Here is a 12,488-nt window from a genome sequence, read left to right on the forward strand (position 1 = left end):
GGGAGACGCTCAAAGCGCCCGCGCTCAACAGGGTGACGGCGTCGCTGCCGGTGGAACCGACCACGGAGTCGATAAGGGAGACGGAGACGGAGCCTGCGGTGATCAGGGTCAGGGTATCGGTACCGGTGGTGCCGATGACGCTGTCGATGCCGGAGAGGGCCACACTGCCTGCCGTGGCCAGCTTGACGATGTCGGTGCCGGTGGAGCCGACCACGCTTTCGATGCCGGAGACGGTCAGGGTGCCGTCGGTGGCGATCTTGACGATGTCGCTGCCGCCGCTGCCCACGGCGCTCTCCACTCCGGAGACCGTGACGGTTCCGGCGGTGAGCAGGGTCAGGGTGTCGGTGCCGCTGGAGCCGATGAGGCTCTCCACCAGCGAGAGGCTGAGGCCGCCCGCGGTGAGCAGGGTCACGGTGTCGGTGCCGGTGGTGCCGGTGACCGAATCGATGCGGGAGACGGCCACGCTGGCCGCGCCGACCAGGGAGATGGCGTCGCTGCCGGTGGTGCCGATGACGCTGTCCATGCTGGAAACGGCCACCGTTTCAGCGGTGAGCAGGGTCAACACGTCGGTGCCGGTGGTGCCCACCACCGAGTTGACCTCGGAGACACTGAGGTTGCCGGCGGTGACCAGCTTGACGATGTCGGTTTCACTCGAACCGATGACCGATTCGATATCGGAGACGGAGATCGTGTTGCTGCCGCCGCTGACGCCGGTGGCCAGCATCTTGAGGATGTCGGACCCGGAGGAACCCACGGCGCTCTCCACGGAGGAGATGGACAAGGTTCCGGCGGTGAGCAGGGTGACGGTATCGGTGCCGGTGGTGCCGGTCAGGGAGTCGACGCGGGACAGGGCCACGTTCTGAGCGGTGAGCAGGGTCACGGCGTCGGTGCCGCTGGTGCCCAGGACGCTCTCCACCTTGGAGACCGAGAGGCTGCCTGCGGTCAGCAGGGTGGCCACGTCGGTGCCGCTGGAACCGAGCATCGATTCCACCGCCGAGAGGCTGACGCTGCCTGCGGTGAGCAGCTTGACGATATCGGTTTCGGAGGAGCCCACCACCGATTCGACCTCGGAGAGGCTGACGGTGTTGGAGCCGCCGGTGACGCCGGTGGCCAGCAGTTTGAGGATATCGGTGCCGCTGGAGCCCACCAGACTGTCGATGCTGGAAGCGCTGAGGGTGCCCGCCGAGGCCATCTTGAGGATGTCGTTGCCCGCCGTACCCACCACGGAGTCGACCCCGGAGAGGGTCACGGTTCCGGCGGTGAGCAAGGTCAGGGTATCGGTGCCGGTGGTGCCGGTGACGCTGTCCACCAGGGAGACGCTCAAAGCGCCCGCGCTCAACAGGGTGACGGCGTCGCTGCCGGTGGAGCCGACCACGGAGTCGATGCGGGACAGACTCACGGAGCTTGCGGTGAGCAGGGTCACTACTTCCGTGCCCGTGGTGCCCAGGACGCTGTCGATGGCTGAAAGCGAGAGGTTTTCCGCCGTGAGCAGGGTCAGGGTATCGGTGCCGGTGGTGCCCACCACCGAATCGACTTCCGAGACGGCGAGCGCTTTTTCACTCAATAGCCGAATGGTGTCGGTTTCCGAGGAGCCGATGACCGATTCCACGTCCGAAATACGCAATGAATTGCTGCCCCCGGTGACGCCGGTGGCCAAAATTTTCAAAATATCGGTGCCCGACGAGCCGATGACGCTCTCCACCGCCGACACGCTGAGGGTGCCCGCCGTCAACAGCGTCGCGGTGTCGGTGCCAGTGGAGCCGATCAGGGATTCGATGCGGGAGAGTGAAACACTGTCCGCCGTCAACAGGGAGACGATTTCCGTACCGGTGGTACCCACCAGGGAGTCGACCTTGGAAACCGACAAACTGCCGGAAGTGAGCAGCGTGAGGGTGTCGGTGCCGGTGGTGCCGACCAGGGATTCCACTCCGGAGAGGCTGAGAGCCCCCGCCGTGAGCAGCTTGACGGTGTCGCCGTCCGTGGAGCCGACGACCGATTCCACATCGGACAGGGAGATGGTGTTGGAGCCCCCGGTAACACCGGTAGCCAGCAGTTTGATGGTATCGGTGCCGCTGGAACCAACCAGGCTGTCGACCGAGGAGAGGCTGATGGTGCCCGAAGTCAGCAGCTTGGCGATGTCCGTGCCGGTGGTGCCCGTCAGGGAGTCGATGGCGGAGAGGCTGACCGTACCCGCGGTCAACAGGGTGAGGCTATCGGTGCCGCTGGTGCCGGAAACCGATTCCACCCGGGAGATCGACAGGCTGCCTGCGGTCAGCAGGGTGAGACTGTCGGTGCCGGTGGAACCGATCACGGAGTCAATGCGGGAGAGGCTGATGTCGGAAGTGGCCAGCAGGGTCAGGGTGTCGGTATCGGTGGTGCCGATGACCGAGTTGATCTGCGAAACCGCCAGACTGCCCGCTGTGGCCAGTTTGATGATTTCGGTTCCGCTGCTGCCCACGACGCTGTCCACGTCGGAGAGGGTCAGGGTGCCGTCGGTGGCCAGTTTGACCACATCGGTCCCGGTGGTACCCGTTACGCTCTCCACGTCGGAAACGACCAGGGTTCCAGCGGTGAGCAGGATAGCTACATCCGTGCCGCTCGATCCGATCAGGCTATCCACTCGGGAGAGGCTGATGCTGCCGGATGTCAACAAGGTGACGGTATCGGTGCCGCTGGAGCCCGTGACCGAGTCGATGCGGGAGAGCGAGAGGCTCGAAGCCCCGAGAAGGGTGATCTCGTCCACCCCGGAGGTGCCGAGAACCGAATCGATGGCCGATACCGAGAGGGTACCGTTCGTGGCCATCTTGACCACGTCGGAACCGGTGGTACCGATTATGCTTTCAACGCCGGAGAGGGTGATCGTCCCCGAGGTGAGCAGTTTGGCGATGTCGGTGTCCGTCGAACCGATCAGGCTCTCGATATCCGAGAGGCTGACCGTGCCGGCCGCCAGAAGGGTGACCGTATCGGTTCCCGAAGAGCCGGTGACCGATTCCACCGAGTCGACCGAAACCGAGCCGGATGTCATCAGGGAGATGCCATCCGTTCCGGTGGATCCGACCACCGATTCGATTTTGGAAATGGGAAGGCTGCCTGCCCCCTGGAAGGTAAGCGTATCGACACCCGTGGTCCCGATTAGGGATGTGAGGGATGAGCCGCTACCGCCATTCAAAGACACAATAGGCGCCATTCCTGAATTCTCCGTTCAGTATGTGTGAAATAATGCCTCCCTGGCAATAATTCCAAATCCATTCCTCCAGCGTGAGGCAATATACGCCAATATTGAGCGTATTTCACGAGAATATTGCTAGCCCGGAGGAGGTAGGCGAATCAGGGAGAGTAGAGTCCTGTCCGTGCTTATCGGCCATTCGGAGAGCGACTTGAGCGAAATTATTCAACGGTGAAATAAAAAAAGCCCATGGCGGTCTATTTACACCATTTTTCCAATGTTTCCGCCGAGATCCGGTTGAACAACATCGTTTCCGCCGTGCGGCGGAACTATGCCCGTCTGGCTCCGGAAGCGGAACGTCCGGGCCAGGAGTTGCTCATCGTGGCCGGCGGTCCCTCCATGCCGGGTATGCTCTCCCTGTTGCGGGCCTTGCATCCTGTGCATCCGATTCTGGCCGTCAACGGGGCCCACGACTTTCTGCGCAGCCTCGATCCGCCGTTGCTGCCCGAGTTCGCCGTCATGCTGGACGCCGATCCGGTGATGCGCGGGGTCATGCGCCATCCCGGCCCCGAGACGCTCTACCTGATGGCCAACCAGTGCGACCCCGAAGTGCTGAGTGCGCTCGGCCGCCATCGCATGCTTCTGTGGCACGTCGGCGGCGATACCGGGGAAGCCGAACCCTTCACCAGCGAAAGCAACTGGACCGTGGTTCACAACGGCTGCACCGGCGGTTTGCGCGCCATTTCCCTGGGCATGGTGCTGGGCTATCGCCGGTTTCACCTCTTCGGGGTCGATTCCTGCCATCTCGACGGCAAAAGCCACGGTTACGAACACGCCCCCGGCCAGGAGACCCGGCTGGAGGTGCGATTGGGGGGAGGGAGCTTCCGTTGCGAGCCCTGGATGCTGGCCCAGGCCCTCGATTTTGGGCAGATGTTGGCGAAATTCCCCTCCTGGGGCATCACGGTCCGGGTCCACGGACCGGGGCTTCTGGCGGCCATGTCGTGCCATCCGACACCCCGGTTGGAGCTTCTCTCATGAATGAAACCGAGATTGTGCATCGCCTGCAACAGGCCATCGGGGAACACGCCCGAGGCGAACTGGAGGCCGCCTCCGCCGCCTGCCGGGAGGTATTGATCGCCGCCCCCCATCGCGCCGACGCCTGGAGTCTGTTGGGCGTCATCCTGCGTCGCCAGGGACAGATTCAGCAGGCCCTGGCGGCTCACCGCGAGGCGGTGCGGCGTCAGCCCGATTTTCCCGAAGCCTGGAACAATCTGGCCAACACCCTGCGGGAACTGCGCCAGTTGCCCGAGGCGGCGGAGTGCTACCGGCAGGCCCAGCGCCTGCGTCCCGGCTGGATGGAACCCGGTTTGCCCCTGGTGGACGTGCTGCGGGAGGCGGGTCGCCTCGACGAGGCCATGGCGGCGGCGCGTCAGGCCATTGCCGCCGACGGGGACCATCCGGAACCCTGGATGCTGCTGGGAAACTGCTTTCAGGAGGGCGGGGCCAGCGACCAGGCGGTGGTGCATTATCAGCAGGCCCTCAATCGCAATCCCGATTCGGCTCAATACCACTACAATCTGGGCAATGCCCTGCGCGATTTGGGCCGCCTGGAGGAGTGCCTCGACAGCTATCGCCGCGCCCTGGCCCTGCAACCCGATTTCGTGCGGGCCGAAAGCAACCGCCTGTTCACCCTGCAGGCCGATCCCGCTCAGACGCCTCAATCCCTGCTGGAGGCCCATCTGGCCTGGGATCGCCGCCATGGTCAGCCCAGGGCCGGGCGTTTCCCGCCCCCCGCGCCACCCCGTGAGCCGGACAAGGTGTTGAACCTGGGGCTGGTCTCCGCCGATTTCGGCCAACACCCCGTGGGCTACTTCCTGCTGCCGGTGCTGCCCCACATCGATCGCGGACGCTTCCGGCTGTTCCTCTACTCCGGACGCAGCCGGGAGGACGAGATCACCGCGCGGCTCAAGGCCCAGGCCGACGGCTGGCGGGCGGTCGCCCCCCTCTCCGACGACGACCTGCTGCGCCTCATCCGCCAGGACGGCATCGACATCCTGCTCGATCTCTCCGGTCACACCATGGGCAACCGTCTGCCGGTCTTCGCCATGAAACCCGCGCCCCTTCAGGGCACCTGGGCCGGCTACGTCGGCACCACCGGGCTGGCGGCCATCGATTTTCTGGTCACCGACCGCTTCGAGAATCCCCCCGGCAGCGAAGCCTTCGTGCGGGAGAAGCTGCTGATTCTGCCCGATGGCTACGTCTGTTACCAACCCCCGGCCTATGCCCCGGAGGTGGGAGAACTGCCGGCCCTGAAGAACGGCTTCATCACCTTCGGCTGCTTCAACAATCTGGTCAAGATCAACCGGAAGGTGCTGGATCTCTGGGGCAGACTTTTGCAAGACCTGCCCGATGCCCGTCTGTTGCTGATCACCCATCAGTTGGATATGACCATTCTGCGCGCCCGACTGAAGCGTCACTTCGCCGCCATGGGGGTGGCCGAGCGGGTGATGCTGCGGGGACGACTGCCCCATGAAGAGCTGTTGGCCCGATACAACGATATCGATATCGCCCTGGATCCCTTCCCCTATTCCGGGGGGCTGACCACCCTGGAAGCCCTGTGGATGGGGGTGCCGGTGGTGACGCTGGGGGGGGAGCGTTTCTGCTCCCGCCACTCCATCTCCCATTTGAGCGTGGTGGGCATGACCGACGGCATCGCCACGGACGAAGCCACCTACCGGCAAAAGGCCCTGGAACTGGCTGCGGACCGGCCCCGCCTGGCGGAGCTGCGTCGCACCTTGCGGCCACGCATGGCCGCCTCGCCCGCCTGCGACGGCGCCCGCCTGGCCGCCAACCTGCAGACCGGCCTGCGTCGTCTCTGGCAGGCGCAGTGCCCGCCGCCCGGTCCCCCGGAGGGGAGTGTGCGCGCCAAAGTGGAGGGTCTGCGGGAGCAAGGGCGGTTGCAAGAGGCCTTGCAGGCCAGCCGGGAGCTGCCCGAAGGCTCGCTCTCCGCCCTGCTGCTCCGGGTCGATCTGCTCGACCGGCTCGACCGCTTCGAGGAGGCCGCCGGGATTTACGGGGAGTTGCTGCGGCTGAAACCGGAGATTCCCGAACTGCACCACAATCTCGGGGCGGTGCGATTGCGTCAGGGACGGGTGCGGGAGGCCATCGGCCATCTGGAGCGGGCCTTGAGCCTGGGACTCGACGAGGCCACCCTGCACGCCAACCTCGGCAACGCCCACCTGCTGCTGGGAACCGATCTCGATGCCTGCGCCCGCCACATGGCCCTGGCCCTGGAGCGGCGTCCCGACGACGCCTGCACGGCGGTCCTGCTGACCTTCGTGCAGCAGAAACGCTGCGACTGGCAGGGCTTCGACACCCTGCGGCAACGGGTGGTCGAACCGGCCCTGGCCTGGCAGGGCGGGGGCGTGCCGCCTTCGCCGTTTCCGTTCCTCTCCATGCCGACATCCCTTTCAGGGGCCGAGTTGCGGCAGCTCGCCGCACGCTTCGCCGACTGGTTCGAATCACGGGTCACCCCGGCGATTCATCCCCCGGCGACCGCCATGCCGCGCAAACTGCGCATCGGCTACCTCTCCGCCGATTTTCACAACCACCCCACCGCCCATCTGATGCTGGGGCTCTTCAAGCGCCACAACCGCCATCGGGTCACGGTTTTCGCCTATTCCCTCGGCCCCGACGACGGCAGCCACTACCGCCGCCGCATCCGCGAGGAGTGCGAAAACTTCGTCGATCTGGAAAAGGCCGACATCGCCGAGGCTGTGGCCCGCATCCGTCAGGACGGCATCCATATCCTGGTGGACCTCAAAGGCTATACCACCGACAGCCGCATGGAGATCCTGGCCCATCGGCCCGCGCCGCTGGCGGTGGCCTGGCTGGGATATCCCGGCACCAGCGGGGCCCGCTGCATCGACTTCATCCTGACCGACCGCCACGTCACCCCGCCGGACCGGCAGGCCGACTACAGCGAACGCTTCATCTATCTGCCCAACTGTTATCAGATCAACGACCGGGACCAGCCCGTTGCCTCGGAGATCCCGCTCCCGGAAGAGTGCGAACTGCCTTCCCGTGCCTTCGTCTTCTGCTGCTTCAACGCCCACTACAAGATCGATCCGCAGACCTTCGACTGCTGGATGGCCATTTTGCGGGAGGTGGAGGGGTCGGTTCTCTGGTTGATGGAAGGGATACACAGTTCACGGGAGAATCTGCGTCGCGAAGCGCAACGGAGGGGCATCGATCCCTCCCGTCTGGTCTTCGCCCCGGTGTGGCCCAAGGAGCGGCATCTGGCCCGCCTGCGCCTGGCCCATCTCTTTCTGGATACCTGGATCTACAACGCCCACACCACCGCCTCGGATGCCTTGTGGACCGGGCTGCCGGTGCTGACCCGCACGGGCCACCACTTCCCCGCGCGAGTGGCCGCCAGCCTGCTGCATGCCGCCGGCATGGGGGATGCAGGTCTGATCGTTGAAAGTGCCGAGGCCTACCGGGAGCGCGCCATCGCCCTGGCCCAATCCCCACGGCAGCTTCAGGCCTTGCGCAGTCGCCTGGAGCGACGTCGCCCGGGCTGCCCCCTGTTCAATACCGACGCCTTTGCCCGAGACCTGGAGTCCGCCTTCGCCGAAATGTGGCGACTCCACATCCAAAAGGGAAAAAACGCTCCATGACCGATCCGTTGCGCCTCAATCTGGGTTGCGGTCATCGCAAGTTGCCGGGCTACCTCAACGTCGACCGGGAGGCCACCTTTCAGCCCGATCGGGTGGTCGATCTGGAACGCTTTCCCTGGCCCTGGCCCGACGATTCGGTCCGGGAGGTGCTGCTCTACCATGTGCTGGAGCATCTGGGGGAGACCACGGAGAGTTATCTGTCCATCATGCGGGAGTTGTGGCGCATCACCTGCCACGAAGCCGCCATCCACATCGTGGTGCCCCATCCCCGCAGCGACGCCTTTCTCAACGATCCCACCCACGTTCGCGCCGTGACCCGGGGTGGTCTGGAGCTGTTCGACCGGGAGAAAAACCGCGCCTGGGTGGCCGCCGGAGCGGCCAATACCACCCTGGGGCTGCACCTCGGCGTCGATTTCGTGCTGGAGTCGGTGCAGGACGAACTGGCCGAACCCTGGAAGGAGCGCCTGGCAAAAGGGGAACTCTCCCAGGAGGCTTTGGCCGAGGCGCTACGCAACTTCAACAACGTCCTCTCCCAAAGCCGCTTCGTGCTGCGCACCCGCAAGCCGGAGGGGCAGGGTGGAAGCATCGGTTCGGCCAGCGAACGCGCCGGGGAGTTGCTGACTCAGGCCCTGGCGGCCTGGCAGCAGGGCGAGGTGGAGCGTTGCGACCGCCTTTCGGAGCAGGCTCTGGCCCTCGATCCCCGTCGCGCCGACGGCTGGACCCTCTCCGGCATGGCCCGACGCAAGCTGGGCTATCCCGAAGAGGCCATCAACCGCTATCGCCGCGCCATGGAATTGCAGCCCGACTTTCCCGATCCCTGCAACAACCTGGCGAATCTCCATCGGGAGCAGGGCGCCCTGCGGGAGGCGGTGGCCTGCTACCGCGAAGCCCTGCGCCGCAAACCCGATTTCCCCGAAGCCTGGGACAATCTGGGCGGCACCCTGCAGGACATGGGGGAGGTCGAGCAGGCCATCGAAGCCTTCGATCACGCCATCCATCTGCGCCCGGACTATGCCGACGCCCACTGGGACCGCGCCCTGGCCCTGCTGTTGACCGGGGAGTTCCGCCGTGGCTGGGAGGGCTACGAATGGCGCTGGCAACGCGGGGAACCCGCGCCGCGTCCCTTCCCCCAGCCCTGGTGGGACGGCAGCGATCTCAACGGGCGCACCCTGCTGGTCCACGCCGAGCAGGGGCTGGGGGACGCCATCCAGTTCCTGCGCTTTCTGCCCGGACTGAAGCGCGGGCCCGGCCAGGTGATCCTGGAGGTTCAGGAGCCTCTCCTTCCCCTGTTGCGCCATTTTCCGGGAGTGGACCGGCTGGTGGCGCGTGGCGCGGCGCTGCCCCCCTTCGATCTCCACATCCCCCTGTTGAGTCTGCCCCACCGCCTGGGAACCACCCTGGAAAGCCTGCCGGGCCGCGAAGGCTACCTCAAAGCCGACCCCGAGCGGGTCCGGCGTTGGCAACAGCGCCTGGAAGGGCCGGGTTTGAAGGTGGGACTGGTCTGGGCCGGAAACCCGCGGGTGCGCAACGACCGCTACCGCTCCCCGCGCCTGAAACCGCTTCTGCCCCTGCTGGAGATTCCCGGCCTGCGTTTTTTTGCACTGCAAAAAGGCGACGGGCGCGCCGATCTGCTATCGTGTGAGCTGCCGCCCCATTTCGTCGATCTGGGGGAGGGGATCGGGGATCTGGCCGATACCGCCGCCATCATGAGCGGGCTCGATCTGGTCATCAGCTCCGATACCGCCACGGCCCATCTGGCGGGAGCCCTGGGGGTGCCGGGCTGGATCCTGCTGCCCTTCGCCCCGGACTGGCGCTGGTTGCGGCAGCGGCAGGATTCCCCCTGGTACGGGAGTTTGACACTCTTCCGGCAGGAGACGCCGGGGGATTGGCCCGGCGTGGTGCGTCGGGTTTCCGAAGCGTTGCGCAAACGGATCCCCGCCAAATCCGCCACGGTGACCGCGGCCACCCCGGCCCAGGTGGAGGCCTTGAACCGGGCCCTGATGGCGCTGCAGGAGGGGCGGCTCGCCGAAGCCGAAACGCTGTCGCAACAGGCGCTGCAGGTCGCCGGCAATCTGGCGGAGGCCTGGACGGTGAGCGGCATGGTGCAACGGCGCGCGGGTCGGGTGGAAGAGGCCATCGTCCGTTACGGCAAGGCCCTGGCCCTGCGGCAGGATTACCCCGAAGCCTGGGCCAATCTGGGCAATGCCCATCGGGAACGCGGCGAGTTGGCCCGGGCGGAGGGGTGTTACCGCAAGGCGTTGGCCTTGCAGCCCTCCTGGCCGGAGGTGTTGAGCAGCCTGAGCGATGTGCTGCGGGTGCTGGAGCGTCCGCAGGAGGCGGCGGATTGCGCCCGGCAGGCGCTGGGGCTGCGTCCCGGTTTCGCCGAGGCCCACAACCATCTGGCCAACGCCCTGAGCCGCGTGGGGGAGACGGAGCAGGCCCTGCACCACTATCGCGAGGCCATGACCGCCCAGCCGCATCTGGCCGAGGCCCATTACAATCTGGGGGTGGCCCTGCAGGAGGAGGGACGCCATCGCGAGGCCGTCAGCCACCATCGCCGCGCCGTGGCCCTTTCCCCCCGCTTCAAGAACGGCTGGTACAACCTCGGCATCGCCCTGCAGCGCAGCGGCGATCTCACCGGCGCGGTTCAGGCCTATCGCACGGCGCTGGAAATCGACGCCGACCACGGCGGTGCGGTGTTCAACCTGGCGGGGGTGATGAACGGACTCGGGCGTTTCGAAGAGGCCCTGGAACTCTTCCGCCGTGCCGAGACGCTGCAGCCGGGCCGCATCAACGTCGCCGTCGAAATCACCCATCTCCAGCAGAAACTCTGCGATTGGAGCGGGTTGGAAGGCCTGCGGGAACGCATCCTCGAACCCGCCCTGCGGGAGGATTCGGGGGTGCCGCCGTCACCGTTTCCCTTCCTCTCCCTGCCGCTGCCTGTGACGCCGGAGGAGGAGCTGCGCATCGCCGCCCGCTATGCGGCTCATGTGGCCAAGGGGGTGAAGAAGATCCATGCCCATGCGGCGGGAACCGGGGTCTCGCGCCTGCGGGTGGGTTATCTCTCCGCCGATTTCCACAACCACGCCACCGCCCACCTGATGTTGGGCCTCTTCGGCCTGCACGATCGCAAGCGTTTCGAAATCATCGCCTACTCCTTCGGTCCCGACGACGGCAGCGACTACCGCAACCGCATCCGCAGCGACTGCGACCGCTTCGTCGATCTGGAGGCCTGCTCCGACGCCGAGTCGGCCCAGCGCATCCACGACAACGGGGTGCATCTGCTGATCGATCTCAAAGGCTACACCCGCGACAGCCGTCCGGAGATTCTGGCGGCCCGTCCCGCTCCGGTGCAGGTGGCCTGGCTGGGTTATCCCGGCACCATGGGGGCCGACTTCATCGACTGGGTGATCACCGACGCCACGGTGACTCCGGCGGCGCAGCAGGCCTTCTATGCGGAACGTTTCGCCGTGATGCCCCACTGCTACCAGGTCAACGACCGCGAACAGCCCATCGCCGCCGAGACGCCGTCGCGAACCGAACTGGGTTTGCCGGAGAAGGGCTTCGTCTTCTGCTGCTTCAATACCCATTACAAGATCGATGCCTTCGTCTTCGATATCTGGATGCGGCTGTTGACGCAGGTGCCGGGTTCGGTGCTGTGGCTCATCGACGGCGTGGCCGGGGCGCGGCAGAATCTGCGGGATCGCGCCAGGGAGCGGGGAGTCGATCCGCAGCGGCTGGTCTTTGCCCCGATTTTGGCCAAGCCGGGCCATCTGGCGCGGCAGCATCGCGCCGATCTCTTTCTGGACACCCGCTGGTACAATGCCCACACCACCGCCTCCGATGCCCTGTGGGCCGGGCTGCCGCTGTTGACGGTTCCCGGCGAACGGTTTGCCGGGCGGGTCTGCGCCAGCATCCTGCAGGCCGCGGGCCTGGGCGGGGAGGGGCTGATCTGCCCGGACTTCGAAAGTTACGAAAAACGCGCCCTGGAGTTGGCCCGCAACCCCCGGTTGCTGCAGTCCATCCGCCAGAAACTGCAACGGCAGCGAACCACCTGCCCCCTCTTCGACACGCCTCGTTTCACCCGCGATCTGGAGGGGTTGTATGAATCGATGTGGCAGGCTTTCTGCCGGGGCGAAGGGAGAAAACCATGAACCGGGATTACCGTGAACTGCTCATCGGCTGCGGCCAAAGCCGCATCAAGAAGATCTTTCTGACCGGGCGGCAGGCCTGGAGCCATCTGGTCACCCTCGATATCAATCCGGACAATAAACCGGATCGTGTATGGGATCTGACCCGGCTGCCGCTGCCCTTCGGCGACGACAGCTTCAACGAGATCCACGCCTACGAGGTGCTGGAGCATACCGGCGGCCAGGGGGACTATCGCTTTTTCTTCGCCCAGTTCGCCGACCTCTGGCGTATACTGCGTCCGGGCGGGGTGCTGATCGGCACCGTGCCCCACTGGCAGTCGGTATGGGCACTCGGCGATCCCTCCCACACCCGGGTCATTCCCAAGGAGCAGTTCGTCTTCCTGGATCAGTCGGAGTACATCCGGCAGGTCGGGAAGACCCCCATGAGCGATTTTCGCTATATTTATCAAGCCGATTTTGCACCTGTCAACCTTGCGGAAAAAGACGGGCTCA

5 protein-coding genes are annotated in these 12,488 nt (G+C 65.7%); 4 read left to right on the forward strand and 1 reads right to left on the reverse strand.

Features of this window, described 5'->3' with window-relative positions:
* Positions 1-3,187: hypothetical protein (locus tag HQL56_13220; protein MBF0310480.1), on the reverse strand; the 3,187-nt coding region annotated here is incomplete at its 3' end.
* A 228-nt stretch (positions 3,188-3,415) separates the two neighbouring features.
* Here HQL56_13220 and HQL56_13225 point away from each other — a divergent pair.
* The 4 genes from HQL56_13225 to HQL56_13240 form a co-directional block, all read left to right on the forward strand.
* Entirely contained in the window at positions 3,416-4,204 is a 789-nt protein-coding gene (locus tag HQL56_13225) for a DUF115 domain-containing protein (protein MBF0310481.1), read from the forward strand.
* Positions 4,201-7,845, forward strand: coding sequence for a tetratricopeptide repeat protein (locus HQL56_13230; protein MBF0310482.1), 3,645 nt, complete (start codon positions 4,201-4,203; stop codon positions 7,843-7,845). Before HQL56_13225 ends, HQL56_13230 begins: the two co-directional genes overlap by 4 nt.
* Complete coding sequence (locus HQL56_13235) at positions 7,842-11,999, forward strand: tetratricopeptide repeat protein (protein MBF0310483.1); 4,158 nt, start codon at positions 7,842-7,844, stop codon at positions 11,997-11,999. Before HQL56_13230 ends, HQL56_13235 begins: the two co-directional genes overlap by 4 nt.
* Positions 11,996-12,488: methyltransferase domain-containing protein (locus HQL56_13240; GenBank protein ID MBF0310484.1), on the forward strand; the 493-nt coding region annotated here is incomplete at its 3' end. The genes HQL56_13235 and HQL56_13240, both read left to right, overlap by 4 nt.

It is taken from the genome of Magnetococcales bacterium (assembly GCA_015231925.1).
In the GTDB taxonomy this organism is placed as follows: Bacteria; Pseudomonadota; Magnetococcia; order Magnetococcales; family JADGAQ01; genus JADGAQ01.